This window comes from Thioalkalivibrio sp. ARh3 (assembly GCF_000377265.1).
In the GTDB taxonomy this organism is placed as follows: Bacteria; Pseudomonadota; Gammaproteobacteria; order Ectothiorhodospirales; family Ectothiorhodospiraceae; genus Thioalkalivibrio; species Thioalkalivibrio thiocyanoxidans.
In genome coordinates, this window is the sequence record NZ_KB897947.1 from 683,828 (window position 1) to 709,120 (window position 25,293).

Consider the following 25,293-nt stretch of genomic DNA (forward strand, 5'->3'; position numbering starts at 1 on the left):
GCGCGTGTGGGCGTTGCGTACTTCAATGGCGAGTTCATGCCGCTCGAATCCGTGCGGATCTCGCCGCTGGATCGCGGGTTCCTGTTCGGGGACTCGGTCTACGAGGTGATCCCCAGTTATGCCGGCGAGCTGTTTCTGCTGGAGGAACACCTGCAGCGGCTGCAGCGCTCGCTGGACGCCATCCGCCTCGAATCGCCCCTGTCGTTCGACCAGTGGCGGGCCATGCTCGAGGAGCTCGTCCGGCGCAACGAGGGGGACGGGCCCGGCGATCTTGGCCTGTATCTGCAAGTCACGCGAGGCGTTGCCCCGCGCGACCACGCGTTTCCTGCCGGCGGCGTGCCCACGGTCTTTGCGATGGCCAGTCCGATCGCGCCACTGCCGGACACGATCCACCAGGCCGGGGTCGCGGCGGTGACGCGGCCCGATACGCGCTGGTCCCGCTGTGACATCAAGGCCACTACGCTGCTGGCGAACGTGCTTGCGCGTCAGGAGGCGCGTGAACACGATGCGGTCGAGGCCATCCTGCTGCTGGACGGTCAGGTAACGGAGGGTGCGGCGAGCAATGTGTTCGCCCAGGTCGACGGTACGCTGGTGACACCTCCGCTGGCGTCATCGCTGCTGCCGGGGGTCACAAGGGCCCTTGTGCTGCGCCTGGCGGCCCAGTGCGGTCTCGATGTCGTGGAGCGCGACCTGTCCGAGTCCGAGTTGCGTGCGGCCGGCGAGATCTGGCTGACCAGTTCCACCAAGGAGCTCCTGCCAGTTTGCCGCCTCGATGGCCATCCCGTTGGAGCCGGGGTGCCCGGTCCGGCCTGGGAGGCGGTTCATGCCGCGTATCAGGAAGAGAAATCCAGGGCAACGCAGTCCCGGCTGGAAGCCAAGGGGTGTGCATGACAGACGAACGCGAGAGCCTGATCGAGTTTCCCTGTCGTTTTCCGATCAAGGTCATGGGGGACTCGCACCCGGAACTCCTGGAGGCCGTGGAGGCCTGTGTGGCCGAGCATGTGCCGGACCCGGAGGATGCCGTGATCCAGCAGCGCGCCTCCAGTGGCGGGCGCTTCGTCGGCATCACCATCACCTTCACCGCGACCAGCCAGGCCCAGCTCGATGATCTCTACCGGGCCCTGGGGCGTTGCGACCGGGTCCGCATGATCCTGTGACCGGCCCGCTCGTCCCCGGGCCCGTGGTCCGCCTGCTGGGTACGCAGCCCTATGTCCCCGTCTGGCAGGCGATGCAGCTCCAGGCCCGGGAACGCGATGCGGCCCGTCCGGACGCGTTCTGGTGCGTCGAACATCCCCCCGTCTTTACCCAGGGCCGTAACGGCCGCGCCGAGCACCTGCTGGATTCCGGCGCGACCCCGGTGGTGGCGATCGATCGCGGGGGGCAGGTGACCTGGCATGGCCCCGGGCAACTGGTCGTCTACACGCTGGTGGACCTGCCGCGGCTGGGAATCGGGGTCCGGCGCCTGGTCGAAGGCCTGGAGCAGGCGGTGATCGATACGCTCGCGCAATCGGGTATCCATGCGCAGCGTCGGGAGAAGGCGCCGGGGGTGTATGTCGGCGGGGCCAAGATTGCGGCGCTGGGCCTGCGCATCCGGCACGGACGCAGCATCCATGGGCTGGCGCTGAACATCGCCCCCAATCTGTCACCGTTTCAGCTCATGAACCCCTGTGGCTATCCCGGGCTCGCCGCGACCTCCATGCAGCATCTGCTCGGCCCGGTGGATGCCACCCGCGTCCGCGAGCAGCTGCTCGCCCATCTCGTCGAGCAGCTGTTTCCCGCCGAGGCCGCGAGCATCCGGCATGAGCCCTCTTTGCCGCCTGAGCTTGTCCGGGTTCTGGCGCTGGGGCGTTGTCCTGCGTCCTGAGGCTGGACCTGGTTCGTCCTCTGGAGTTTACGGTGGCTTCGGTCCACCGCCTGCCTGCGCTGTTTCGGCAGCGCACCCCGAGTTACTTCTTTGCTCGTGCAAAGAAGTAACCAAGAAACACGCCCGGGATTCGCCCGGGGACCTTGCTCCGGACGCGCCAGGCCGGCGGCGCTGAAACTCGCTGCGCTCAGACAGTCACCGCCTTCTCCCGGCCTGTCACGCCCTCCACAAGGGGCTCATATCGGGAAGGAAGGTCAAAACAGGCGATGTTCCCGCATCTGTCATGAGCCCAAGGCTGCAGGGTGCGTTGAGCGCAGCGAAACGCACCATGCCAACGTCGGGGCAATCCTGATGCGATTCGCTGCGCTCATCACATCCTACGATGGGGCCTGGCGCCCGCTCGCGGGCGCGGCACGCCAGGGCCGAAGGCCGCGCGTGCCAAGATGTCCGAATACCTAGCCTCCATCCACTGGCACGAATGTCAGGGTCGCCGTTGTCTTGACCTTCATCTCCCCGTATGAAGCCCCTTGCGGAAGGGTCCTCGGGACGGAGGAGAGGCGCTGACTGTCTGAGCGGAGCGTAGCGCAGCGAGTTTCAGCGCCGCCGGCCCGAGGGCCCTGGAGCAAGGTCCTCGGGCGGAATCCGGGTGCCCTTCTTTGGGTACTTTCTTGGGCAAGCAAGAAAGTACCTCGCGGCGCGCTGGCGATACAGCGCATGGCAGGCGGCGGACCGAAGGCACGGAAACACCGGATGGCGAACCGGGCCCCGCCTCAGGGCACGGGACAGCGCCCCAGCGGGAGGGGGCACAGGGCGGGTCAGGCGGTTTCGAGGCCCTGGGCCTGGAGGTCGGCGTGGTAGGAGGAGCGCACCATGGGGCCGCTGGCCACCTGCTTGAAGCCCATTTCGCGCGCGGCCTCGCCGAGCTCGTCGAACTCCTCGGGCGCCAGGAACCGCGTGACCGGGAGATGATGGCGCGAGGGCTGCAGGTACTGACCCAGGGTCAGCATGTCGCAACCGTGTTCGCGCAGGTCCGCCAGGACCTCCAGCAGCTCCTCGCGCGTCTCGCCGAGTCCGAGCATCAGGCCGGACTTGGTTGGTACGCCGGGGTGCTGTTCGCGGAAGCGCTTCAGCAGCTCCAGCGACCACTGATAATCGGCACCGGGGCGCGCCTCGCGGTAAAGCCGCGGGACCGTCTCGAGGTTGTGATTGAAGACGTCCGGCGGGGCCTGGTGCATGATCTCCAGCGCCCGGTCCATGCGGCCGCGGAAATCCGGTACCAGGATCTCGATCTTCGTGTTCGGGTTCAGCGTGCGGACCTCGCGGATGCACTCGACGAAGTGGCCCGCGCCACCGTCGCGCAGGTCGTCGCGGTCTACCGAGGTGATGACCACGTACTTCAGGCCCAGCGCCTGGATGGTCTCGGCCAGGTGGCGAGGCTCGTCCGGGTCCAGGGCCTCGGGGCGGCCATGCGCGACATCGCAGAACGGGCAGCGGCGGGTGCAGATGTCGCCCATGATCATGAAGGTCGCGGTGCCGTGGGCGAAGCATTCGCCCAGGTTCGGGCAGCTCGCCTCTTCGCAGACGGTGTGTAGCTTCTGGTCGCGCAGGATGCGCTTGATGCGCTGCACCTCGGGCCGTGCCTGGCTCTGGGCGCGGATCCACTTCGGCTTGCGCTGTGGCTGCTCGGTCGGGCGGATCTTGACCGGGATGCGCGCGACCTTGTCGGCGGCGCGTTGTTTTTCGCCAGGTTGGGGTCGGGTTCGAGTATCCATTATGTCTTCCCTGGATGGGTTGCGGTCGCCCCGTCCGAGGAACGGGCGATAGCGGCACGATCCGGGTCAGGCGACCTCGCGGATCAGCGTGTCAATCTCGCGGCGGGCCGTGTCGATCGCAGGCAGTTGCCCGTTGTCGTCGAGCACGAAGCCGAATCGGGCCACGGCGTTCAAATCGGCGAGTGGCGTGCGGTCCGCCACGGCATCGTCGCCGTCGCGCGTGCAGGCACTGCGAGCGATGCGGACGATGTCCGTCAGGGGCGCTGCCGCGGCGTTTTCGGGGCCCCCGGAGTCACGAATGGCCTCCATGATATCGGAAGCCAGGCCCCATTGTTGGGCAACCAGTTCGGCGATCAGGCCTTCCAGACGGTAGAGGATGCGCTCGATGTCCTCGGCGCTGCGGTCGGGGTGACTGCGGGCGACCTCGCCGATGATGGGCAATGCGCCGACCCGATGCAGCAGCCCGGCCAGCAGGGCCTTTTGCGGATCCACTGCCTCGCTCTGGTCGGCCAGCACGCAGCTGATGGCCGCGACGCGGGCCGAACGCCGCCACAGGCGTTCCAGCAGGCCGTGGTAGGGGCTGTCGCGCCGAATGAAGACCTGGTGCGCGGCGAGCGCCATCACCAGTTGCCGGGTCCGCTCGAGGCCGAGACGAGAGACCGCATCGGCCAGCCGCGAGACCTCGCGCTGGCTCCCCATCGCCGGGCTGTTGGCCACCGACAGCAGGCGTGCGGCGACACTGGGGTCTTCCTCGATGATGCGGGTGACGCGCTCGATATCGACGTCCGGGTCTTTCAGCGTCGCCTGCAGGTGCAGTGCCACCTCCGGGAGCTGCGGCAATTGCAGTTCGCCGGAGAAGGCGCGGGTGTAGATGCTGGTGAACAGTTCGCCCTCGAGATCGGACAGCTCGATCTCGCTGACCTCCACGCCTTCGCGCGCGCCATCGATCAGGTTCTCGTACACCTTGCGGTCGAACAGGGCGAGACGTCCACTGCTCGCCGCGATCGCGTGGCTGTGGTAGTCGCGTTCGTTGAACAGCGGATTCAGGGATTCCGGGCTGCCGCCCTTGAGAATCACCGGCTGGCCGTCGTCGGACAGGATGACCCGCCCTTCAAGGAGAAAGATCAGATGACGCCATTCGTCGCGCGCATGCAGCTTGAGGCCGGGCTTGATCTCCAGGGTGCTCGCGTGCTGGAGAAGCTTTTGCTGCGCGCGTGCGCCCAGGTCGGCGAACGGGGCGAGTTGTGGAAGACGTTCCTCGAGCACCAAAGATCCAGCCTTACTGTTCGAAGAGTTTCTGCAGTTCCACCAGATCGGCGGCACGGGCCTCCAGAAAGGTAATCGGTTCCCCGGGGGCGGGGGTATCGATGCCCAGCAGTTCGAAAGCCCTGACCTCGGACGGTGCCGGCAGTTCCTTGCCCTCGTCCTGCAGTGCGGCGTACTGGGCGACCAGCGCGATCGTGGCATAGTCGGGTTCCGCCGGCCGGTAGCCCCAGTCGCTGCTGTGCTCGGCGACGTTGACCAGGTCTCCGCCCAGGTCCCAGTAGTTGATGACCAGGACCCCGGCGAGGTTGCGCAGGCGGCGAACCAGTCGGGCGATGCGCTCGGGATCCGGGTGGTCTTCGCGGACCTCGATGAACTGGATGATCGGGACGGCCCCGATGCCGGCCACCAGACCGGCGAGCAGCGCGCGTTCGCGATCCAGCAGCTTCAGGGAGTCGGCCACCAGATAGGCATAGGCCGATTGCAGCACGCCGTGCTGCCAGACCGCCTCCATGGCCTCGCGTGTAGCCGCATGACGGGCCTTGAAGGCCTGTCGCATAGCCATGTTCATGGCCAGCATGCGGGTATTGCGAAAGCCCAGGCGCGTGACCGCGTCACGTACGGACTGGATCTGCTGCGAGCCGCGGAACAGCGGGCTGTTCGTGGCGTGCAAGAGGGCGCCGGCAATGGTCCCGTCGCGCTGGATCACGTCGGTCAGCTTGTCGATGTCCGCGTCCGGGTCCCGGGTCAGCTCCTGAATGCGCAGGGCGACCTCGGGCATGGTCGGCAGTTCCAGGCGATTACTGGTGATCAGGTCGTATAGTTCACTGAAAAAGGCCCCTTCCGTGTCATCCAGGTCGGTGTCGTGGACCACCAGCGACGCACTGTGGGCCTGCTCCAGCGCCTCGGTAGGCACCTCCAGCATGCGGCAGGGCTTCTCGGTAATGATGAAGTCGTGCTGGCCGGCTCCGCCGTCGAACATCTGCATGGGTGGCTCGCCGTCGCCATCGCCGACGGTGATGCGCGAAGGGGTGCCGCCGCTGACGCGTACCAGTTGCCCGCTCAGCAGGAACAGGTGCCGGTCCACGACATCCTGGGGCCGCAGCCGTTTGCCGGCGGGCAGCTCCGGGCTCGCGCATGCCTGGGCCAGTTCCGCACGGGCGGACTCCGACAGGTGCGCGGTGAGATCCATTTCCTGGAGCAGACTGTCGATGGTCGTCGTGTCCATGAGCGGTTCCGTTGCCTGTGTTTCCGTCATTCCCTGGTCCGGGACGGGCGCCAGTGGGTTCGTGTTTCCCGGTCCGCTGTGTCCGCCCGCACAATCACCGCACGGGATCGTGCCGGGTGTTGGGCAGGGAAGTCGCGTCTTGTGACGTGGGCCTCAGTGTAGCATCCCGTGCGGGCTCAAGGCCCCCGCGACAGGCGAAGGAAAGACGCCCGCGCGAGTCGGTCAGGCCCTCGGCGTGCAGGAAGGCCCGCGCATCGTCGGCATCCTTCTCGAACCAGCGCGCGGTCGACCCGAGGCGGAAGCTGTAGCCCCAGGCGTCCATGTCCTGCATCAGCCGGGCGCGCCCGACCCCGGGCAGGGCATCGGCAAGCAGGATCTGCAGATAGCACACCCCACATTCCTCCAGATCGTCGCCGCCGGCATTGGTATGCAGGGCCGCGCGGCGTTCGGGTTCCATGCAGATCAGGTGGCCGGCCTCGTGCAGCGCCGAGTGCAGCGGGGTATCCGGGCGTACATGCACGGTCAGCCCGATGATCCCGGCCTCGGGCTCGCCCCACCAGGTCCCGGGCAGGGTTGCACCGGGCGGATGCATCACCAGTTCCAGCCCGTAGCGTCCGAGCAGGTCGCGCAACGAGGCTTCGATGGCGGGGTCGCCGCATTCGATAACGGGGGCGATCATGGGCGGGAATCGCCGGGCAGGGCCCGGGTTCGGGCCCGGCTGCGGCGCGGGCATTCTTCGGGGTGCTCGCGGCACCAGGCATCCACCCGCTCGGTCAGGTCGTCCTGGAAGCAGAGGAGGTAGAAGCGGGCCTGCTCGCGGTTCGCGATGGCCGGGCGTCCGAGGGCGTCGACCACGCCGGTACGCAATGCGGCGATGATCGCGTTGGCGGCCTTTTTCTGCGGCCAGGCGGTGATCTGTTCCCAGGCCTCGGGACTGAAATAAAGACGGAGCAGGTCCGGGCGCGTGGTTAGCAGCATACGCGTGACATTGCGCAGGGTCGTCTCGGCCTCGCCCCAGTCGTGGACCAGGCCGCCCTCCAGCAGGCGCTCGATCTCCTCGCGGCCCTTGGGCGAGAGCATCCCGCTGACGTGTCTAGGCGCCCGCGGCCTCTTCCGGCGTCAGGGCGCGGATGGACAGCGCATGGACCTCGCCGGAGTCGATCTGGTCGCGCACGGTGGCGTAGACGGTCTGGTGCTTCTTGACCTTGTTCATTCCGGCGAACTGCGGGCTGACGACCAGGGCCTCGAACTTGCCCTCGCCCCCGGTCACCTCGACCTTCTCGGCCTCCGGCAGGCCGGCGCGGATGAGTTCGGCCACTTGATTGGCTTCCATGGTGAGTCCTTGATGTCGATGTGAATGTCGGCAGAGGCCGCATGATAGCCAGTGGCGTGTCACGACAGAAGGGCGGGGCAGGCCGGGCGCGGGAACTCGTGGTCGCCGCGAGGTTCCGAATCGGAACAATGGCGCACGCCGTATATGCCCGATTGGTGCGCGGACCGGCTGCCGGTTAGCATCAGACCAACGTATCCCAACGGACCGGCCCTTGTGGCCACGGAGGACACCGCATGATTTTCAAGCAGCTGTTCGAGGATGAATCGTCCACCTACACCTATCTGCTAAGCTGCCCGGATACGGGCAAGACCGCGCTGATCGATCCGGTGATCGAGACCGTGGACCGCGATCTGCGTGTGCTGCAGGAGATGGGGCTGAGCCTCGACTACGCGATCGAGACGCACATCCACGCCGACCACATCACCGGCGGCAAGATGCTGCGCGAGAAGACCGGCTGCCAGCTGGCCGGTCCGGCGCTGGACGAGCTGCCCTGCCGTGACGTCGGCCTGCGCGAGGGCGAGCCCTTCCAGGTCGGGAATCTGGTGATCAACCCGCTGTTCACGCCGGGGCATACCGATACCCATCACGCCTATCTGATGGATCACGTTGGCCTGAAGATGCTGTTCTCCGGTGATGCCCTGCTGATCGAGGCCTGTGGCCGGACCGATTTCCAGTCGGGTGACGCCAAGACCCTGTATCGGTCGATCCATGACAAGTTCTTTACCCTGCCCGACGAGACGCTGGTATATCCGTGCCACGACTACGAGGAGCGCCAGATCACCACCATCGGGCAGGAGAAGATGCGCAACCCGCGTCTGGGCAAGAACAAGCCCGAGGCCGAGTTCGTCAAGATCATGGACGAGATGGACCTGCCGTATCCGAAGAAGATCGACTGGGCGCTGCCCGGCAACGAGGGCTGCGGGATCTGCCCGGACAACCTGCCCGACGAGAAGAAGCGCCTCTGCGAACCGGATCAGCAGGGCTGATCGAGGGTGGCGGGGTGCTTCAAGCGGCCCCGCCACCGGCATCAGGAGGCCGGTGGCGGTTTTGCCCGCCCACCGGGACCCCTTACACTCCACCTCCATGACGGATACCAATCCCGTGGAGCGCCTGCGCGCGATCATGGCGTGCCTGCGCGATCCCGAGCAGGGCTGTGCCTGGGACCGGGCGCAGACCGCCCAGACCATCGTGCCCCACACACTCGAGGAGGCCTTCGAACTGGCCGACGCGATCGCTCGCGACGATGGCCGCGAGGCAGCCAGTCGCGAGCTGCGCGACGAACTGGGCGATCTTCTCTTTCAGGTGGTCTTCCAGGCGCGGATTGCGGAGGAGGCCGGGCGCTTTGATCTCGATGACATCGCCCGTGCGATCGGCGACAAGCTGGTGCGGCGCCATCCGCATGTATTCGCCGATACCGAATACGCCGATGATGCCGCCCGCGAGGCGGCCTGGGAATCGGCCAAGGCCGAGGAGCGCGCCGCCCGTGACCACGACAGCGCGATGGACGACATCCCGCTGGCGATGCCGGCCCTGGCCCGGGCCGCCAAGACCCAGCGCCGCGCCGCTCGGCTGGGCTTCGACTGGGGCGACCCGGCCCCGGTGCTGGAGAAGATCCGCGAGGAGCTGGACGAGGTCCGCGAGGAGCTGGCCGGCGATGCCGATCCCGAGCGCGTGGCCGAGGAGATCGGCGATCTGCTGTTTGCCGTGACCAACTGGGCGCGGCACTTGGGCGTAGAACCGGAGGGTGCGTTGCGCGGCACCACGCGCAAGTTCGAGGCACGCTTTCGTACCATGGAAACCCTGGCCCGCGCGCAGGGGCAAGCCCTTGAACAGCTGGATTTCGACGCCCAGGAGGCCCTCTACCAGGAGGCCCGGCGGCGAGAACGCGACACCAACACGGACCCCAGATGACACACGCCGTTGAACTGCCCGAACACTTCATGCCGGCCCGGATCGAGGCGATCGAATCCGTCACGCCGCTGATCAAGGTCTTTACCCTGTCGGCCGACCCGGCGCGCTTTTTCAGCAAGGCCGGGCAGTGGCTGGATCTGGTGATCCCGCAGCCTGTCGGCAAGCCCTTTATCGGGGGGTATTCGGTGGTCTCCGCGCCGCGCGATGACGGGCGGCTGCAGCTCGCGATCAAGTACGCCGATCACCATCACGCCACGCATTACCTGCACACCACCGCGCGCGAGGGAGATACGGTCTATATCACCCCCGGGCAGGGCAGCTTCTTCTTCGAACCGGGCATGGCGCGGAACGTCGTGCTGCTGGGCGCGGGGATCGGGGTCACGCCGCTGTTCAGCATCCTGCGTGCAGTCAATGACGGCATGCCGGACGTCTACGCCCATCTCGTTTACAGCGTCGCGCATCAGGACGAGATGCTGTTCCCCGACGAGCTGGCGCACCTCGCCAAGGCCGGGAACATCGACGTCACCCTGACCGTGACGCGCGAGGCCGAGGACTGGCTGGGCCACACCGGGCGCATCAGTCACGAGTTGCTGGAGTCCCTGAACCTGCCGCGCGATGCCCTGTTTTATTTCTGCGGTTCGCGCGAGTTCATCGAGGACATGGCCACGCTGCTGGCCGAGTGGGGGATCCCCGAGACGCAGCTCAAGTACGAGAAGTGGTGGTAGCGCCGCGGCGCGTGCCTCCGTCATTGCGAGGAGCCGCAGGCGACGCGGCAACCGCCCGAAGCTGACGTCGCTTCGGGGTTCGCTGGCTTGCGGATACCGATTGCTTCGTCGCGATGCTCCTCGCAATGGCGGGGGAGCGGGTTACGGCCGGCGGCGGTCGTCCGGGCGCAGGGCGTTATCCGGTGCCAGGATCGTCGGCTGTCCGTCCAGGGCGGGGTCGGTCTCCGGGTAGTCGCGGATAAAGTGCAGCCCGCGGCTTTCCTTGCGGGACAGGGCGCTGGTTACGATGATCTCCGCGACCATGGCCAGGTTGCGCAGCTCGAGCAGGTCCGGCGAGATGCGGAAATGGCTGTAATACTCGTGGATCTCTTCCTGAAGGATGCGGATGCGGCGCTCGGCACGGTGCAGGCGCTCGCGGGTGCGCACAATGCCGACGTAGTCCCACATCAGGCGGCGCAGTTCGTCCCAGTCGTGGGCGACCACGACCTCCTCCTCGGATTCCGTGACGCGTGACTCGTCCCAGGCGGGCGGGACGGCGAGCTGCTCCGGTGCGGGCAGGTCGGTCTGCGACAGGATGTGCTCGGCGGCCGCGCGGGCGTAGACCAGGCACTCCAGCAAGGAGTTGCTGGCCATGCGGTTGGCCCCGTGCAGGCCGGTATAGGAGACCTCGCCGGCCGCGTACAGGCCGGGCAGATCGGTCTGACCGAAGTGGTTCACCATCACCCCGCCGCAGGTATAGTGCGCGGCCGGTACCACTGGTAGCGGCTCGTGGGTCATGTCGAAGCCGTACTCCAGGCAGCGCTCGTGGATCGTCGGGAAGTGCTCGCGGATGAATTCCGCCGGCTTGTGGCTGATATCCAGGTTCACGTGATCCAGACCGAGACGCTTCATCTCGTGGTCGACCGCGCGGGCGACGATGTCGCGCGGGGCCAGTTCCGCGCGCTCGTCGAAGCGCGGCATGAAGCGCTCGCCGTCGGGGAGCAGCAGCAGGCCGCCCTCGCCGCGCACCGCCTCGGAGATCAGGAACGACTTGGCGCGCGGATGGAACAGGCAGGTCGGGTGGAACTGCATGAACTCCATGTTGGCGATGCGGCAGCCGGCACGCCATGCCATCGCGATGCCGTCGCCGGTGGATCCGTCGGGGTTGGAGCTGTACAGATAGACCTTGCTCGCGCCGCCGGTCGCCAGGATCACGGTCGGGGCCAGGATGGTCTCCACCTCGCGGGTGCTGGCGTCCTGTACATAGGCGCCGACCACGCGGCGGGTGCCGTCCACGGGCTGGGTGATCAAATCCACCGCCACGTGGCGCTCGAAGACCTCGATGCTGGCCTGCCCGGAGGCGCTCTTCACCAGGGCATCCTCGATCGCGCGGCCGGTGGCATCGGCGGCATGGGCGACGCGCCGGGCGCTGTGCCCCCCCTCGCGGGTCAGGTGCAGGCGGCTGCGTCCCTCCAGGGCCTCGCGGGTGAACGGCACACCGAGGTTGAGCAGCCACTGGATGGCCTCGGGGCCGGCAGCGACGGTGCGCCGCACGGCGTCCGGATCGCACAGGCCGGCCCCCGCATCCAGGGTGTCGGCGATATGGGCATCGAACGAGTCGGCGCGGTCGAGAACGGCGGAGATCCCGCCCTGGGCATAGCGGGTCGAGCCCTCGTCCACCGGGCCCTTGCTGATCACGGTGACACGGCGGTGCGGAGCCAGGTGCAGAGCGGCCGAGAGCCCCGCCGCACCGCTCCCGATCACCAGTACGTCCGCCAGGCGAGGTTGTTGTACTGTTCCCATGGCTCAGGTAACGTGCTGCGCTTGTTGCCCGAGCAAATCGTGGCCCTTTCGCAACAGTGTTGTGCGGAAAGCGAACTTAATGCGAGTCAGGCGGTCCATGCACCATAGATTACCGGAGACCGGTGCCCTCGCGGGAGCCCCCGCATGAGCGAGAAGGCTTCCGACGAGGCCCTGGTCAAACGCGTACAAAACGGCGACAAGGCGGCTTTCGACATTCTCGTGCTGAAGTACCAGCACAAGATCGTGAACCTGGTCGGGCGTTATGTGCATGATCAGGCTGCCGCCCTGGATGTGTCCCAGGAGGCCTTCATCAAGGCCTACAAGGGGCTGGCGAACTTTCGCGGCGAGAGTGCGTTCTATACCTGGCTCTACCGCATCGCCATTAATACCGCCAAGAACTACCTGGTTTCCCAGGGACGGCGGCGGCCGGAGGCCGAAGTCGACGCACAGGACGCGGAACAGATGAGCGGGGACTCCGCTCTCAAGGACAATGCAACCCCGGAGGGGGAGCTCTTGTCCGAGGAGATAGAAGGCGCGGTGCAGCGCACCATCGAGAATCTGCCCGACGACCTTCGCATGGCAATCACGTTGCGCGAAATCGAGGGACTGAGTTACGAGGAAATCGCGCAGACGATGGGATGTCCGATCGGTACTGTGCGATCGCGCATCTTTCGGGCCCGTGAGGCCATCGACCGGACCTTGCGTCCTTTGTTAGACGAAGAATGACGAGAAGCATCATGAAAGAACAAGTCACCAAGAGTGAACGTCTATCCGCCCTCGTAGACGGAGAAACGGATGACTTCGAGACGCGGCGTCTGATCGACGAACTGGTCAAATCCGAACAAGATCGTATTCAGTGGGAACGTTATCACCTGATCGGTGACAGTCTGCGTGGTGGGCTGCGGCACACGGCCCCCGCGCATTTCAGGGACGACATTCGAGCGGCGCTGGCGGCCGAACCCGCGCTGCAGGGAGAACCTCGACGCGCATCGCCGCGCTGGCTGAAGCCGGTCGCCGGTACCGGTGTGGCTGCGGCCGTGGCGATGGTGACACTGGTGGGTATGCAGATGCTGGGGGACCGCCCCGGCCATGAGGCCACCCCGGTGGCCGTGGAAAGTGGCACCCCGGCGGCCGAGGGTGACGTGCAGACGGCCAGCTCCGGCGCCAGTGGTGACGACCCGGCCCAGGTGGAAGGTGCCGAGTCGCTGGACCCGCGGTTTGCCCGGTACCTCGAGAATCACGCCGAACTGACCGGTCCGGGTTCCTCGGCCCTGGGGCGCGTACGCTACTCGGTCAGCGAAGAGTAAATCGCCATGTGGCGCGGGCTGCCGCTCGTTCTGGCCGCAACCGCCTTCTGCCTTTCGGGGCAGGCCCTGGCGGACGACGCCGCTTCGCCCTCGGCCTGGCTCGAGCGCATGATGACGAGCCTGCATGCCGAGAGCTATGTGGGCACCTTCGTGCTGCAGCGCGAAGATCGTCTTGACACCATCCGGGTGGTACATGCTGCCGAGGATGGGGGTTATCGTGAGCGTCTGGAAACCTTGACGGGTGCCGAGCGGGAGATCGTTCGTTCGGTCGACCGTCTGAGTGCGATCAAGGGCGCTCGCGGAGCATCGAGTGACGGCGCGCAGTCGCCGCTTGGCCCCGCCGGCGCACCGGTCTCGCTTCTGGAAGAGCATGATCTTTATGCATTGAAGATCCAGGGGCTGGATCGTGTGGCCGGTTACCCCTGCACGCTTGTGATGGCGCGAGCCAGGGACGTCCTGCGCTACAGCCACCGCTATTGTCTGCACGTGGACAGCGCCCTGCCGCTGCTGAGCGAGCTGTACGATCCCCGCGGGAAGTTGCTGGAACGTCTTGCCTTCACGGACCTCGAGCTGACGGATCAGATTGACGAGAGCGAGCTCGAGCCGACCACCGACGATGCCGAGTATATCGAGGTGCGCGCGGATCGCGGCCACAAGAAGCCGCAGTGGGACGAGGACAACGGTCTGGGTGGCTGGAAGTTTGCTGAACTGCCCCCCGGCTTTCGGGCGGTCGCGGCCACGGAGCGGTCGCTTGGCAATGGCGACGAGGTCTCGCGCCACTTTGTGTTGAGTGATGGCCTGGCCTCGGTCTCGGTCTATGTGGAACCGGCGGATGGCGAGAAGAGCTTCGAGGGTACGACCCGCGCCGGTGCTACCCATGCCGCGGCACGGGTAATGGCCGGGCATCAGGTTACGGCGGTGGGCGATGTGCCGCACGCGACGGTCCAGAAGGTGCTGGGCGCCGTCTATTACCGGGGCGCCGCGGGCGAGTAAGCGCCGTGGGGCACTGGATCGAGGAACAGGGCGTTGTGCTGTCGGCCGAGGCGCACAGCGCGCGCGTACGGATCGAGCGCCAGTCCACCTGCGGGAGCTGCTCCGCACGCACCGGCTGCGGTAGTGGCGTGTTGTCCGAGGTGCTGGGGCGCAAGGCCGTGGAGGTGACCATTGGCCACCCCGGCCAGCTCCGCGCCGGGGACCGTGTGATCATCGGCATTCGCGACCAGGCTCTGGTCTCGGGTGCCCTGGCCATGTATCTGCTGCCATTGCTGGGCCTGGTGGCCGTCCCGGGGCTGCTGATGTGGATCTGGCCGGCACTGGGCGAGGGGTGGCTGCTGCTGGCCGGGGCGGCCGGGTTTGTGCTGGGCCTGGGCGCGGTGCGCTACTGGATGCGCCACCGTGCCCCCGATCTGGCGCCGGTATTCCTGCGGCGCGAGCCCGAGGCCGGCATCGTGAGTGCCGCAGGCCGTCCACGCCCGACCGAATAATGCAGGTGAACACCGGGAACTTGTGCCGGTGCGAATTTTCTAGAGCATGAACGCACGAGCAAGAACGGGTTCAAACATGACGCGACCGATACAATGGGCCCTGCTGGGGCTGATCCTTTTCGCCTTCTCGCTGCCGGTCTCGGCCCGCATGCTCCCGGATTTCGTCCCGCTGGCGGAGGAGCACAGCCCGGCGGTGGTCAATATCTCCACCACGCGGGAGCGCGAGGGAGGCCAGACCGGCGGACACCCCGATTTCGAGGGGTCTCCGTTCGAGGACCTGTTCGAGCGTTTCTTTGGCGCGCCCCCAGGTGGCGGGCGAGGCGAGGGCGGCGAAGGCCGTATGCCGGAGCGCAGCTCGCTGGGCTCCGGCTTCATCTACACCGAGGACGGCTACATCATCACGGCGAATCATGTGGTCGAGGGAGCCTCCGAGGTCGTGGTGCACCTCTCCGACCGTCGCGTGTTTGACGCCGAGGTGATCGGCAAGGACCCGCAAAGCGATGTGGCCCTGCTGAAGATCGACGCCGACGACCTGCCGACACTGGAGCTGGGTTCTTCGGATGAGCTCAAGGTCGGCGAGTGGGTGCTGGCGATCGGCTCGCCGTTCGGCTTTGACCACTCCGTGACCGCCGGGATCGTCAGCGCCAAGGGGCGCAACCTCCCGACCGAGAACTACGTCCCGTTCATCCAGACCGATGTCGCGATCAATCCGGGCAATTCCGGTGGCCCGCTGCTGAACCTGGACGGCAAGGTCGTGGGGATCAATGCCCAGATCTACAGCCGGACGGGTGGCTTCATGGGCCTGTCGTTCGCGGTCCCGATCGAGATGGTCGAGGACGTGGTCATGCAGCTGCGCGAGCACGGCGAGGTGACGCGTGGCTGGCTCGGCGTGCTGATCCAGGAGGTTACGCGCGATCTGGCCGATTCGTTCGGCATGGACAAGCCCGCCGGTGCCCTGGTGGCACGGGTGCAGTCGGACAGCCCGGCGGAGAAAGCCGGTTTCGAGACAGGGGATGTGATCCTCAGGTTCAACGGTATCGATGTGCCGAATTCCTCCGCGCTGCCGCCGATCGTGGGCCGCACGCCGGTGGGAACCGAGGCCGAGGTGGAGATCCGCCGGGGCGAGGAGACCAAGACCATTACGGTCGAGATCGAGCGCCTGCCGGATGACGTCGCGGCCGAACGCGGCGGTCGCCAGCCGGAGCAGGAAGAGCGCGCCGAGCCGCAAAGCCTGCTCGGGATGCACCTGGAGCCGCTGGATGCCGCCCAGGCCGAGGAGCTGGGCCTGGACGGCGGGCTGGTGGTTACCGAGGTGACGGGCAATCCGGCCCGCTCCTCCGGCATTCGCCCGGGTGACGTGATCGTGCAGTTCGGTCGCCACTCGGTGGATTCGCTGGAAGAGCTGGAAGAGCAGATCGAGGACGCGGGCACCGGGCGTACGGTTCCGGTCCTGATCCAGCGCGACGGCAACCCGACCTTTATCGCCCTGCGCATCCCGTCCGAATGATGGTCCTGCCGGGACCCGGGTGCCGTGCGCCCGGGTGGCGGCGGCGATCATGATGCGGACCCTGACGCTGTATCACCGCGAGGGCTGCGGGCTCTGCGAGCAGATGCTCGCAGAGCTTTCGGCCCTCAAAAGTCGTTATACTTTCGCTCTCGAGGTCGTCGACATCGACGAGGACCCGGATCTTCGCGCGCGTTTCAGCGCGAAGGTCCCGGTGCTTGCGGTCGACGGCGACATTCTTTGCTGCCATTTCCTCGACCGAAAGGCACTGCTGGACCTACTGGCCCCTGCATGACCGAAACTCGCCTGACCCGCAATTTCTCCATCATCGCGCATATCGACCACGGCAAGTCCACGCTGGCCGACCGCCTGATCCAGGGCTGCCATGGCCTGAGCGAGCGCGAAATGTCCGAGCAGGTGCTGGACTCGATGGACCTGGAGCGCGAGCGCGGGATCACCATCAAGGCGCAGAGCGTCTCGCTGTTCTACGACGCCCAGGACGGGCAGCGCTACCAGCTGAACTTCATCGATACCCCGGGGCATGTGGACTTCTCCTACGAGGTGTCGCGTTCGCTCTATGCCTGCGAGGGCGCGCTGCTGGTGGTCGACGCCTCCCAGGGTGTGGAGGCGCAGAGTGTGGCTAACTGCTACACCGCGATCGACCAGGGGCTCGAGGTCGTCCCGGTGCTGAACAAGATCGACTTGCCGGCGGCCGAACCGGATCGTGTGGCGGCCGAGATCGAGGACGTGATCGGCATCGAGGCCACCGATGCCCTGCGCGTCTCCGCCAAGACCGGCGAGGGCATTGCCGAGCTGCTGGAGGAGATCGTGCGCCGGATCCCGCCGCCGGAGGGGGATGCCGACGCCTCGCCCAAGGCGCTGGTGATCGACTCCTGGTACGACAACTACCTGGGCGTGGTCGCGCTGGTACGGGTGAAGGCCGGGCGCTTCTATGCGGGGCAGAAGATCAAGGCGATGTCCGTCGGGCGTGCCCACGAGGTCAGCCGGGTCGGGGTGTTCACGCCGAAGCCGGTGGACCGCGAGACCCTGGAGGTCGGCGAGGTCGGCTACCTGATCGCGACCATCAAGGACATCTCCGGTGCCAAGGTGGGCGACACCTTCACCGATTTCAACAACCCGGCCGACGAGCCGGTGCCGGGCTTCCAGGAGATCCAGCCGCGGGTATTCGCCGGGCTGTTCCCGGTCAGCGCGGACGACTTCAACGACCTGCGCGAGGCGCTGGACAAGCTGCGCCTGAACGATGCGGCGCTGTCCTTCGAACCGGAGACCTCGCAGGCGCTGGGCTTTGGCTTTCGCTGCGGTTTCCTGGGCATGCTGCACATGGAGATCGTGCAGGAGCGCCTGGAGCGCGAGTACGGACTCGACCTGATTACTACCGCGCCGACGGTGGTCTACGAGGTGGAAAAGAGCGACGGCGAGGTGGTCATGGTGCACAACCCCTCCGGACTGCCGCCGAGCAACGAGATCGCCGAGATCCGCGAGCCGATCATCGAGGCGAACATCCTCGTGCCGCAGGACTATGTGGGCGCGGTGATTACCCTGTGCGTCGAGAAGCGCGGGGTGCAGACGAAGATGCAGTATCTGGGGCGTCAGGTGCAGTTGTCCTACGAACTGCCGATGTCCGAAGTGATGCTGGATTTCTTCGACCGGCTGAAGTCCGCGACCCGTGGCTACGCCTCGTTCGACTACCAGCCGCGGCGCTTCCAGGCCGCTCCGCTGGTGCGCGTGGACATCCTGATCAACGGCGAGCGGGTGGATGCCCTGTCCGGGATCGTGCATCGTGACCATGCGGAGTCGCGCGGTCGCGAGCTGACCGAGCGCATGGCCAAGATCATCCCGCGGCAGATGTACGAGGTGGCGATCCAGGCGGCGATCGGCTCGAAGATTATCGCGCGCTCCACGGTCAAGGCGATGCGCAAGAATGTGCTGGCCAAGTGCTACGGCGGCGACGTCTCGCGCAAGCGCAAGCTGCTGGAGAAGCAGAAGGCCGGCAAGAAACGCATGAAGTCGATTGGCAAGGTGGACGTGCCGCAGGAGGCCTTCCTGGCGGTGCTGTCGGTCGGCGACGACAAATAACGCGCCCGGGTCGGAGCGGGCACGCCGCAAGGCGGTGATCGAGGACAATACATGGCGAATCTGGAACTGATCCTGGTACTGGCCACGGCCGCAACGGGCCTGATCTGGCTGGGCTGGGTGCTCCTGCGGCGGCGGCTGAGCCCCGAGCGTCAGGCGCGCATGCCGTGGTTCGTGGACTATTCGCGTTCGTTCTTCCCGGTGTTGCTGATTGTGCTGGTGCTGCGCTCCTTTGTGGCCGAGCCGTTTCGCATCCCTTCAGGCTCCATGATGCCGACCCTGCTGGTGGGTGACTTCATCATGGTGAACAAGTTCTCCTACGGGGTTCGCCTGCCCGTGACCCGGACGAAAATCTTCGATGTAGGCAAGCCCGAGCGTGGCGAGGTCGTGGTGTTCAAGTACCCGCGCAACCCGCAAGAGGACTACATCAAGCGGGTGATCGGGCTGCCGGGCGATACCATCGAGTTCCGCGATCGCGTGCTGTATGTCAACGGCGAGGAGCAGTCGGCCGACCGTGTGGGGACCTTCGAGGGCGAGGGCTCCGGGGAAGTCATGTCCGGGGCCTCGCTGTACGAGGAGACCCTCGACGGGCGCACCTACACGACGCTGATGCGCGAGGAGCGTCCGAGCCTGGATGGCTCGGTGACCGTGCCCGAAGGCCATTACTTCATGGTCGGGGACAATCGTGACAATTCCAATGACAGCCGGACCTGGGGGTTCGTCTCCGAGGAGCTGCTGGTGGGGCGTGCCCTCTTTATCTGGCTGCATTGGGATTACAATGAAGGGCACAGGGACTTTTCCCGCATTGGCCAGGCGATTCGCTAGGCAGTGGGCACAGGCAACAGGGGCAGGCAATGATTCGGCATTCCAGACATTCCATGCGCGGGGCGGGTGCCCTGACGATTATGGCGTTGATTCTGCTGGCCCTGCTGGTCGGGACCTTCGTGATCAAGATGGGCACGCAGTACACCCAGTACCTGACCGTACGTTCGATCATGCAGGATGTTGCGGCCCAGCCGGGCGCGGCCGAGAAGAGCGAGCGGGAACTGTGGCGCGAGATGAATCGCCGGTTCCAGATCAACTCGGTGTACGACGGGATCGAGGAGGACGACTTCTCGGTGACGGAGGAGGGCGATCGCCGACATATGCATCTGGAATACGAAGTCCGCCGTGAGTTCCTGGGCAACGTCGACGTGGTCGCGCGTTTCTCCCGCAGCGAAACCCTGTCGCCCTAGCGAAACACTGTGGGATTGTCAGAACGTAACCTTCAACGATCGAGTGCGAGTCGCGATTTTCGCGATTTGCTTCCGGAGTCGGTGCGCGAGGGCGAGGGCATCCGCCAGGCCCTGACCCATCGCAGCGCCGGCGGGCGCAACAACGAGCGCCTGGAGTTTCTCGGCGATGCGGTCCTGGGGCTGGTCATTGCCGATGCACTGTACGAGCAGCTGCCGGACGCGCCGGAGGGGGATCTCACCCGCCTGCGCGCGGCGCTGGTCAATCGCGAGTCGCTGGCGGCCCTGGCCCGCGAGTCGGGGCTTGAAGGGACGCTCAACCTCGGCCAGGGGGAACGCAAGAGCGGCGGGCAGCGGCGCGATTCCATCCTCGCCGATGCGATCGAGGCGCTGATTGGCGTGACCTATCGCGAGGCCGGCATGCAGGCCGCGCGCGATTTCACCCTTGCACTCTATGCCGAGCGCCTGGGGAACCTCCCTTCCGCCGAGTCCCTGAAGGACCCGAAGACGCGGCTGCAGGAACAGCTGCAGGGTCGCAATGCGGAACTGCCCGTCTACGAGGTCCTCGAGGTGGTGGGTCCCGATCACCAACGCCGTTTCACCGTTTCCGTGCATCTGCCCACCCAGGGCTGGGCGCAGCGCGGCGAGGGCTCATCCCGGCGGCGCGCGGAGCAGGCCGCGGCCGAGGCGGCGCTGCGGCGATTGCAGCAGGCCCAGGAGCAGTGAGCGACATGAACAGTGCCTCCGATTCCGGGACCCGTTGTGGGCTGGTCGCGCTGGTCGGCCGCCCGAATGTCGGCAAGACCACGCTGATGAACCGCCTGGTGGGCGAGAAGCTGGCGGCGACCACCCGGCGCCCGCACACCACGCGCAATCGCATCCTCGGCATCGTGACCGAGGGGAACGACCAGATCGTGCTGATGGACACCCCGGGGATCGATACCGAGCGCACGCGCCTGGTGAACCGGGTACTGAACCGTACGGCCAGTCAGGCCCTGGCCGACGCGGACCTGGTCTGTTTCCTGGTCGAGGCGGGACGCTTTGGCGAGGGGGACGAGCGCATCGAGCACTTGATCCGCCAGTCCGGGCGGCCGGCGCTACTGGTGATCAACAAGGTCGATCGGGCGCGGGAGAAAGAAGAGCTGCTGCCGTTCATCGCGGCGCGGACCGAGGCGCTGCCGTACGCCGGCGTCGTCCCGCTGTCGGCGAAGACCGGCTCTAACGTCGCAGGCCTGATCGACGAGATCCGGGCCCACCTGCCCGCGGGACCCTTCCTCTACGATCCCGAGCAGCTGTCCGATCGCCCGGAGCGCTTCCGCGCCGAGGAGATGATCCGCGAGTCCCTGCTGGAAAGCCTGGGCCAGGAGGTCCCGTACTCGGTGGCCGTGCGCGTGGAGCAGTGGTCCGACGAGCCCCGGACCACGCATATCGATGCCGTCATCATGGTCGAGCGCGACAGCCAGAAGGGGATCGTGATCGGCAAGGGTGGGCAGCGCCTGAAGCGGATCGGGCAAGCGGCGCGTCTGCAGCTGGAAGAGCTGCTGGGGCGCAAGGTCATGCTGCGCCTGACGGTGCGCGTCGAGGCCGACTGGACCCGGAACCCGCGCGCCCTGCGCGAGCTGGGCATCGAAGAACCCCGGTGAAGGCCCCGCGGCGCGCATGAGTGGCGCGGCGACGGCCGTCACCCAGGGCGTGGTCCTGCATGCGCGTGCCCTGCGTGAGAACAGCCGTGTGCTGGAGCTGCTGACGGGCGAGGCCGGGCGTGTGGCGGCGGTGGTGCGCGGCAAGGCGGGCTCGGTACAGCCCTTTGTGCTGCTGGATCTGGCCTGGCGGGGTCGTGGCGAGCTGCCTACCCTGCAGGTGGCGGAGCAGCAGCGGGTCTTTCCGCTGACCGGGCGGGCGCTGGTCTGCGGTCTGTATCTGAATGAGCTGGTGTTGCGCCTCTATCCGCGCGAGGCCCCGATCCCCGAGGCGCTGCCGGCCCTGCTGACGGCCTATGCGCGGCTGGCGGCCCGCGAACGCGCGGACGTGGTGTTGCGTCGTGCCGAATGGGCGCTGCTGCTACCGATTGATTCCGGGCTTGAGCATGTCGATGTCGCCGAGCTTGAGCCGGCGGCCTGGTATCGTTACGAGCCCGAGACGGGGCTGGAGCCCGCGGCACCGGGCCGCGCGGGCGCCATCTCCGGGGAGGCCCTGCGGGCGCTGGCCTCGGGGCAGGCGGTCCCGGATAATCATGCCCGCTTGGCGCGCGACTTCATGCGCGCCCTGATTGATCATCACCTGGCCGGTCGCGCGCTGCGCACGCGAGCGCTGCTGTAGCCCCGGCCCGGATCCAACTACAAGGCCACTCGCATCATGTCGCATCCCGCACCGCTCAAGCTGGGCGTCAACCTCGATCACATCGCCACGATTCGTCAGGCGCGTCACACGCCGTATCCGGACCTGATGCAGGCGGTGCGCCTGGCCGAGGCCAGCGGCGCGGACTCGATCACCCTGCATCTGCGCGAGGATCGCCGCCATATCCAGGACGACGATGTCTTCGGCATCAAGCCAAGGCTTGCGGTGCCCATGAACCTGGAGATGGCGGCTACCGAAGGCATGCAGGCGATTGCGTTGAAATTGCGGCCCGAGGCCTGCTGCATTGTGCCGGAGAAGCGCGAGGAACTGACTACCGAGGGTGGCCTGGACGCGGCTGGCCAACTCGACCGGCTGCGCGACTTTGTGGCCCCTCTGAGGACGGCCGGGGTCGAGGTCTCGCTGTTCGTTGAGCCGGACGTGCGCCAGCTGGAAGCGGCGGTCGCGATCGGTGCCCCGGTGGTGGAGCTGCATACCGGGGCCTATGCGAACGCGCACGACGCGGCCGAGCGCGAACGGCTGCTGGCGGGAATCAACGAGGCAGCCGAGGCGGGGCGTCGGATGGGGTTGGTGATCAACGCCGGTCACGGTCTCGACTACGACAACGTTCGTCCGATCGCCGCCAATCCCGTGTTTCACGAGTTGAACATTGGCCATTCCATCGTGGCCCGGGCCCTGTTTACGGGGCTGCCGGAGGCGGTCAGCCACATGCGCGGACTGATGGATGCTGCCCGAGCGGGTCTTCCGGTTGGCCAGTATCCGGTGTGAGCGACGAATGATCCTCGGCATCGGCACCGACCTCGTCCAGGTGGCGCGCATGCAGGGCATGTGGGAGCGGCACGGGCGGCGGCTGGCCGAGCGTATCCTGCATCCGGTGGAGCGCTCCGATCTGCCGCCGGAGCACCCGGCGGGATTTCTGGCACGGCGCTTCGCGGCCAAGGAGGCCCTGGCCAAGGCGCTGGGCTGCGGGGTCGGTGCGGACATGGGGCTCGCCGAGGCCGGGGTCACCCATGATGCTCGCGGGCGCCCGGAATTCGTGCTGGAGGGTCGCGCGCGGGCGACCGCTGAACGCCTCGGGGTGGTCGTCATCCATCTGAGCATCAGCGACGAGCGCGAGTATGCACAGGCCTTTGTCGTCCTCGAGGGTGGTGAGTAACCCGCTTTTCCCTCCGGTCGTGGTTGCCCGGTTGGGGGCGGCTCCCTAGAATGTGGCCCCTTATGCCCATCCGTGTCGGGTGAACGGATGGTGCCAGCCCTGAGCGAGTGACGGAGTCCAGTCCATGCCCTGGAACGAACCGGGAAACAGTAACCGCGACCCCTGGAGTGGGGGCGGCGGTGGCCAGCGCGGTAGTGGTAGCGGTGGCGGCGGGGGCAACCAGCCCCCCGATCTTGAAGAAATGATGCGCAAGCTGTCGCGCCAGCTGAACGGAATCTTCGGCGGTGGGGGCGATGGCGATTCCGGGGGAGGCTCCGGTGGTGGCATGGGGCGCGGTACCCAGGCCCTGGTCAGCCTGGGTCTCATCATCGCGCTGGTGGTCTGGCTGGCCTCGGGATTCCACATCATCTCCGAAGGCGAGCGCGGCGTGGTCCTGCGCTTTGGCGCCTTCCAGGAAGTGAAGAATCCGGGTCCCGGCTGGCACCTGCCGTATCCGATTGAGCGGATCGAGATCGTCAACGTGGATAACGTGCGAACCATCGAGCACCGCGCGCTGATGCTGACCGGGGACGAGAACATCATCGACGTCGATATCGCGGTGCAGTACCGCATCCTCGATCTGGTCGATTTCCTCTTCAACGTGCGCAACCCGGACTCCACCGTAAACCAGGTCATGGAATCCGCGATCCGCGAGCGCGTGGGCAAGAGCAATCTGGACTTCATCCTCGGCGAAGGGCGCGGCGAGATCGCCTCGTCCGCGCGTGTGGTCATGCAGGAAAACCTCGACTCCTACGGCGCCGGTATCACCGTGACCGCCGTGTCCATGCAGCAGGCGCAGCCGCCCGAGCCGGTGCAGGAGGCCTTCGCCGACGCGATTCGTGCGCGCGAGGACGAGGTGCGTTTCCGCAACGAGGCCGAGGCCTACGCCAATGGCGTGATCCCGCGGGCCCGTGGTCAGGCCGCTCGTATCCTCGAGGAGGCCGAGGCCTATCGCGATCAGGTGATTGCGCAGGCCGATGGTGACGCGGCGCGCTTCGATCAGCTGCTGGTGGAATACCAGCAGTATCCGGAGGTGACCCGCGACCGTCTGTACCTGGAGGCTGTCGAGGCCGTGCTCGAGGACTCCCGTACGGTCATGCTCGACGTGGGCCGGAGCAACAACCTGATGATGCTGCCGCTGGACCAGCTGTTCCGTACCGACACCCGTACCAATGCGGACGACAGGCCGACCCCGCGACCGATCGATACCAGCCGTCCGGGTATCGAGGCCACCCCGGGAACGACTGTCAATCGACTGGGTAGCCGCGATCCGGCGGCCCAGCGCGCGCGGGAGGTGCGCTAATGCTACGCATAGCCGGTATCGCCGTTGTCGTCATCGGGATCGTGGTGGCGCTGTCGACCTACACCGTCGACGAGCGCGAGCGCGTGATCAAGTTTGCCCTGGGGGAGATCCGTCAGGTCGACCCCGAGCCTGGTCTGCACTTCAAGTTTCCGCTGATCCAGAACGTCGAGAAATTCGACGCCCGGATCATGACGCTGAACATCCCGCCGGATCGGTTCCTGACCTCCGAGGCGAAGAACATCATCGTCGACTTCTACGCCAAGTGGCGGATCGACGATGTCGGTCAGTTCTACCGCTCCACCCGGGGTGACGAGCGTCTGGCCGAGGAGCGCCTCGCACAGATCCTGCGCGACGGCATGCGTAACGAGTTCGCCCGTTACGAGCTGCAGGACGTGGTCGCCGGCGAGCGCCTGACGATCATGGGCGCGGTGCGCCAGACGGCGCTGGAGACGGCGCTGGAGCTGGGGATCAACCTGGTGGATGTGCGCATCCGCCGGATGGACCTGCCGGACGAGGTCTCCGAGTCGGTGTACGAGCGTATGCGCGCCGAGCGTGAGCGCGTGGCGCAGGACTTCCGTGCCCGTGGTCAGGAGGAAGCCGAGCGCATCCGCTCGCGTGCCGACCGTGACCGTACGGTTATCCTCGCGAACGCCTACCGCGACTCCGAGGAGATCCGGGGTGCCGGTGATGCCCGCGCCACCGAGACGCTGGGTCGTTCGTTCGGCGAGGACGAGGAGTTCTTCCGCTTCTACCGGAGCCTGATCGCCTATCGCAACAGCATGAGCGGCGAGAAGAGCACCTTTATCCTGGAGCCGAACTCCGAGTTCTTCCGGTTCTTCAACGCCCCGGGCGGAGAGCGGCCGGCACCGTTGCCGACCCAGTAACACGGGGCCGGGCGCCATCGCGGGTGGCCCGGCACGCAATCACGGTTCGATTCGGGC

General features: G+C 66.7%; 29 protein-coding genes. 22 read left to right on the forward strand and 7 right to left on the reverse strand.

Annotation, left to right across the window (positions count from 1 at the left end):
* The first annotated feature begins 6 nt into the window (after positions 1–6).
* Genes C995_RS0103215 through lipB form a run of 3 tightly spaced genes read left to right on the forward strand, consistent with a single transcriptional unit; the run spans position 7 to position 1,864 of the window.
* Positions 7–891, forward strand: coding sequence for a D-amino acid aminotransferase (locus C995_RS0103215; protein ID WP_018863563.1), 885 nt, complete (start codon positions 7–9; stop codon positions 889–891).
* Positions 888–1,157, forward strand: coding sequence for a YbeD family protein (locus C995_RS0103220; RefSeq protein WP_018863564.1), 270 nt, complete (start codon positions 888–890; stop codon positions 1,155–1,157). The genes C995_RS0103215 and C995_RS0103220 overlap by 4 nt, the downstream gene beginning before the upstream one ends.
* Entirely contained in the window at positions 1,154–1,864 is a 711-nt protein-coding gene (lipB, locus tag C995_RS0103225; protein WP_018863565.1) for a lipoyl(octanoyl) transferase LipB, read from the forward strand. The genes C995_RS0103220 and lipB overlap by 4 nt, the downstream gene beginning before the upstream one ends.
* Positions 1,865–2,679: 815 nt before the next feature.
* Here the strand turns inward: lipB and lipA are convergent.
* The 6 genes from lipA to C995_RS0103255 form a co-directional block, all read right to left on the reverse strand.
* Positions 2,680–3,636, reverse strand: coding sequence for a lipoyl synthase (lipA, locus tag C995_RS0103230; RefSeq protein WP_018863566.1), 957 nt, complete (start codon positions 3,634–3,636; stop codon positions 2,680–2,682).
* Positions 3,637–3,702: 66 nt separating this feature from the next.
* On the reverse strand, positions 3,703–4,902 hold the full coding sequence (locus C995_RS0103235) for an HDOD domain-containing protein (protein ID WP_026278911.1): 1,200 nt from the start codon (positions 4,900–4,902) through the stop codon (positions 3,703–3,705).
* A gap of 13 nt (positions 4,903–4,915) precedes the next feature.
* Complete coding sequence (locus C995_RS0103240) at positions 4,916–6,127, reverse strand: HDOD domain-containing protein (RefSeq protein ID WP_018863568.1); 1,212 nt, start codon at positions 6,125–6,127, stop codon at positions 4,916–4,918.
* Positions 6,128–6,221: 94 nt separating this feature from the next.
* Positions 6,222–6,806: a hypothetical protein gene (locus C995_RS0103245; protein ID WP_018863569.1), complete on the reverse strand. Its 585-nt coding sequence runs from the start codon at positions 6,804–6,806 to the stop codon at positions 6,222–6,224.
* On the reverse strand, positions 6,803–7,207 hold the full coding sequence (locus C995_RS0103250) for a hypothetical protein (RefSeq protein WP_018863570.1): 405 nt from the start codon (positions 7,205–7,207) through the stop codon (positions 6,803–6,805). The genes C995_RS0103245 and C995_RS0103250 overlap by 4 nt, the downstream gene beginning before the upstream one ends.
* A 13-nt stretch (positions 7,208–7,220) precedes the next feature.
* Entirely contained in the window at positions 7,221–7,460 is a 240-nt protein-coding gene (locus C995_RS0103255) for a BolA family protein (RefSeq protein ID WP_017925704.1), read from the reverse strand.
* A 233-nt stretch (positions 7,461–7,693) separates the two neighbouring features.
* Between C995_RS0103255 and C995_RS0103260 the strand changes: the two genes are divergently transcribed.
* The 3 genes from C995_RS0103260 (at position 7,694) to C995_RS0103270 (ending at position 10,096) form a co-directional block, all read left to right on the forward strand.
* Complete coding sequence (locus C995_RS0103260; protein ID WP_018863571.1) at positions 7,694–8,446, forward strand: MBL fold metallo-hydrolase; 753 nt, start codon at positions 7,694–7,696, stop codon at positions 8,444–8,446.
* Positions 8,447–8,543: 97 nt separating this feature from the next.
* On the forward strand, positions 8,544–9,371 hold the full coding sequence (mazG, locus tag C995_RS0103265) for a nucleoside triphosphate pyrophosphohydrolase (protein WP_026278912.1): 828 nt from the start codon (positions 8,544–8,546) through the stop codon (positions 9,369–9,371).
* Positions 9,368–10,096: a ferredoxin--NADP reductase gene (locus tag C995_RS0103270; RefSeq protein WP_018863573.1), complete on the forward strand. Its 729-nt coding sequence runs from the start codon at positions 9,368–9,370 to the stop codon at positions 10,094–10,096. Before mazG ends, C995_RS0103270 begins: the two co-directional genes overlap by 4 nt.
* Positions 10,097–10,237: 141 nt before the next feature.
* Here the strand turns inward: C995_RS0103270 and nadB are convergent, their stop codons facing one another.
* Entirely contained in the window at positions 10,238–11,878 is a 1,641-nt protein-coding gene (gene nadB, locus C995_RS0103275; RefSeq protein WP_026278913.1) for an L-aspartate oxidase, read from the reverse strand.
* A 144-nt stretch (positions 11,879–12,022) separates the two neighbouring features.
* On the opposite strand from nadB, the gene rpoE reads away from it, so the two are divergent.
* The 16 genes from rpoE (at position 12,023) to hflC (ending at position 25,236) form a co-directional block, all read left to right on the forward strand.
* Complete coding sequence (gene rpoE / locus C995_RS0103280; protein ID WP_018863575.1) at positions 12,023–12,604, forward strand: RNA polymerase sigma factor RpoE; 582 nt, start codon at positions 12,023–12,025, stop codon at positions 12,602–12,604.
* 11 nt (positions 12,605–12,615) lie between these two features.
* Entirely contained in the window at positions 12,616–13,185 is a 570-nt protein-coding gene (locus C995_RS0103285; RefSeq protein ID WP_018863576.1) for a sigma-E factor negative regulatory protein, read from the forward strand.
* A 6-nt stretch (positions 13,186–13,191) separates the two neighbouring features.
* Positions 13,192–14,178: a MucB/RseB C-terminal domain-containing protein gene (locus tag C995_RS0103290; protein WP_018863577.1), complete on the forward strand. Its 987-nt coding sequence runs from the start codon at positions 13,192–13,194 to the stop codon at positions 14,176–14,178.
* Between the two features lie 5 nt (positions 14,179–14,183).
* The gene (locus C995_RS0103295; protein ID WP_018863578.1) at positions 14,184–14,669 is read left to right on the forward strand and encodes a SoxR reducing system RseC family protein; all 486 of its coding nucleotides are present in this window, start codon (positions 14,184–14,186) and stop codon (positions 14,667–14,669) included.
* 76 nt (positions 14,670–14,745) lie between these two features.
* Positions 14,746–16,176, forward strand: a complete 1,431-nt coding sequence (locus C995_RS0103300) for a DegQ family serine endoprotease (RefSeq protein ID WP_018863579.1) — start codon at positions 14,746–14,748, stop codon at positions 16,174–16,176.
* Between the two features lie 52 nt (positions 16,177–16,228).
* Positions 16,229–16,468, forward strand: coding sequence for a glutaredoxin family protein (locus tag C995_RS0103305; protein ID WP_026278915.1), 240 nt, complete (start codon positions 16,229–16,231; stop codon positions 16,466–16,468).
* Complete coding sequence (gene lepA / locus C995_RS0103310; protein ID WP_018863581.1) at positions 16,465–18,270, forward strand: translation elongation factor 4; 1,806 nt, start codon at positions 16,465–16,467, stop codon at positions 18,268–18,270. The genes C995_RS0103305 and lepA overlap by 4 nt, the downstream gene beginning before the upstream one ends.
* A gap of 51 nt (positions 18,271–18,321) precedes the next feature.
* The gene (lepB, locus tag C995_RS0103315) at positions 18,322–19,092 is read left to right on the forward strand and encodes a signal peptidase I (protein ID WP_018863582.1); all 771 of its coding nucleotides are present in this window, start codon (positions 18,322–18,324) and stop codon (positions 19,090–19,092) included.
* A 53-nt stretch (positions 19,093–19,145) separates the two neighbouring features.
* Positions 19,146–19,502: a DUF4845 domain-containing protein gene (locus tag C995_RS0103320; RefSeq protein WP_018863583.1), complete on the forward strand. Its 357-nt coding sequence runs from the start codon at positions 19,146–19,148 to the stop codon at positions 19,500–19,502.
* 15 nt (positions 19,503–19,517) lie between these two features.
* Positions 19,518–20,225 (forward strand): ribonuclease III, encoded by a 708-nt coding sequence (gene rnc, locus C995_RS0103325; RefSeq protein WP_026278916.1) that lies wholly within the window; start codon positions 19,518–19,520, stop codon positions 20,223–20,225.
* A gap of 5 nt (positions 20,226–20,230) precedes the next feature.
* Positions 20,231–21,142 (forward strand): GTPase Era, encoded by a 912-nt coding sequence (era, locus tag C995_RS0103330; protein ID WP_018863585.1) that lies wholly within the window; start codon positions 20,231–20,233, stop codon positions 21,140–21,142.
* A gap of 16 nt (positions 21,143–21,158) precedes the next feature.
* Entirely contained in the window at positions 21,159–21,818 is a 660-nt protein-coding gene (locus tag C995_RS0103335; protein WP_018863586.1) for a DNA repair protein RecO, read from the forward strand.
* 36 nt (positions 21,819–21,854) lie between these two features.
* Entirely contained in the window at positions 21,855–22,622 is a 768-nt protein-coding gene (locus C995_RS0103340; RefSeq protein ID WP_018863587.1) for a pyridoxine 5'-phosphate synthase, read from the forward strand.
* A gap of 7 nt (positions 22,623–22,629) precedes the next feature.
* Positions 22,630–23,010 carry a holo-ACP synthase gene (gene acpS, locus C995_RS0103345; protein ID WP_018863588.1) on the forward strand — a complete coding sequence of 127 codons (381 nt, stop codon included), beginning with the start codon at positions 22,630–22,632 and terminating at the stop codon, positions 23,008–23,010.
* A gap of 124 nt (positions 23,011–23,134) precedes the next feature.
* The gene (gene hflK, locus C995_RS0103350; protein WP_026278918.1) at positions 23,135–24,352 is read left to right on the forward strand and encodes an FtsH protease activity modulator HflK; all 1,218 of its coding nucleotides are present in this window, start codon (positions 23,135–23,137) and stop codon (positions 24,350–24,352) included.
* On the forward strand, positions 24,352–25,236 hold the full coding sequence (hflC, locus tag C995_RS0103355; RefSeq protein ID WP_018863590.1) for a protease modulator HflC: 885 nt from the start codon (positions 24,352–24,354) through the stop codon (positions 25,234–25,236). The genes hflK and hflC overlap by 1 nt, the downstream gene beginning before the upstream one ends.
* The last annotated feature ends 57 nt before the right edge of the window (positions 25,237–25,293 follow it).

Coding starts and splice junctions, on each gene's coding strand:
- C995_RS0103250 (WP_018863570.1), bottom strand. CDS start 7,207: ATGCTCTCGCCCAAGGGCCGCGAGGAGATCGAGCGCCTGCTGGAGGGC.
- C995_RS0103245 (WP_018863569.1), bottom strand. CDS start 6,806: ATGATCGCCCCCGTTATCGAATGCGGCGACCCCGCCATCGAAGCCTCG.
- C995_RS0103320 (WP_018863583.1), top strand. CDS start 19,146: ATGCGCGGGGCGGGTGCCCTGACGATTATGGCGTTGATTCTGCTGGCC.
- C995_RS0103260 (WP_018863571.1), top strand. CDS start 7,694: ATGATTTTCAAGCAGCTGTTCGAGGATGAATCGTCCACCTACACCTAT.
- lipA (WP_018863566.1), bottom strand. CDS start 3,636: ATGGATACTCGAACCCGACCCCAACCTGGCGAAAAACAACGCGCCGCC.
- C995_RS0103255 (WP_017925704.1), bottom strand. CDS start 7,460: ATGGAAGCCAATCAAGTGGCCGAACTCATCCGCGCCGGCCTGCCGGAG.
- C995_RS0103340 (WP_018863587.1), top strand. CDS start 21,855: ATGTCGCATCCCGCACCGCTCAAGCTGGGCGTCAACCTCGATCACATC.
- C995_RS0103305 (WP_026278915.1), top strand. CDS start 16,229: ATGCGGACCCTGACGCTGTATCACCGCGAGGGCTGCGGGCTCTGCGAG.
- C995_RS0103240 (WP_018863568.1), bottom strand. CDS start 6,127: ATGGACACGACGACCATCGACAGTCTGCTCCAGGAAATGGATCTCACC.
- hflK (WP_026278918.1), top strand. CDS start 23,135: ATGCCCTGGAACGAACCGGGAAACAGTAACCGCGACCCCTGGAGTGGG.
- C995_RS0103300 (WP_018863579.1), top strand. CDS start 14,746: ATGACGCGACCGATACAATGGGCCCTGCTGGGGCTGATCCTTTTCGCC.
- lepA (WP_018863581.1), top strand. CDS start 16,465: ATGACCGAAACTCGCCTGACCCGCAATTTCTCCATCATCGCGCATATC.
- era (WP_018863585.1), top strand. CDS start 20,231: ATGAACAGTGCCTCCGATTCCGGGACCCGTTGTGGGCTGGTCGCGCTG.
- C995_RS0103285 (WP_018863576.1), top strand. CDS start 12,616: ATGAAAGAACAAGTCACCAAGAGTGAACGTCTATCCGCCCTCGTAGAC.
- mazG (WP_026278912.1), top strand. CDS start 8,544: ATGACGGATACCAATCCCGTGGAGCGCCTGCGCGCGATCATGGCGTGC.
- C995_RS0103335 (WP_018863586.1), top strand. CDS start 21,159: ATGAGTGGCGCGGCGACGGCCGTCACCCAGGGCGTGGTCCTGCATGCG.
- C995_RS0103220 (WP_018863564.1), top strand. CDS start 888: ATGACAGACGAACGCGAGAGCCTGATCGAGTTTCCCTGTCGTTTTCCG.
- rpoE (WP_018863575.1), top strand. CDS start 12,023: ATGAGCGAGAAGGCTTCCGACGAGGCCCTGGTCAAACGCGTACAAAAC.
- hflC (WP_018863590.1), top strand. CDS start 24,352: ATGCTACGCATAGCCGGTATCGCCGTTGTCGTCATCGGGATCGTGGTG.
- nadB (WP_026278913.1), bottom strand. CDS start 11,878: ATGGGAACAGTACAACAACCTCGCCTGGCGGACGTACTGGTGATCGGG.
- C995_RS0103270 (WP_018863573.1), top strand. CDS start 9,368: ATGACACACGCCGTTGAACTGCCCGAACACTTCATGCCGGCCCGGATC.
- acpS (WP_018863588.1), top strand. CDS start 22,630: ATGATCCTCGGCATCGGCACCGACCTCGTCCAGGTGGCGCGCATGCAG.
- lepB (WP_018863582.1), top strand. CDS start 18,322: ATGGCGAATCTGGAACTGATCCTGGTACTGGCCACGGCCGCAACGGGC.
- C995_RS0103290 (WP_018863577.1), top strand. CDS start 13,192: ATGTGGCGCGGGCTGCCGCTCGTTCTGGCCGCAACCGCCTTCTGCCTT.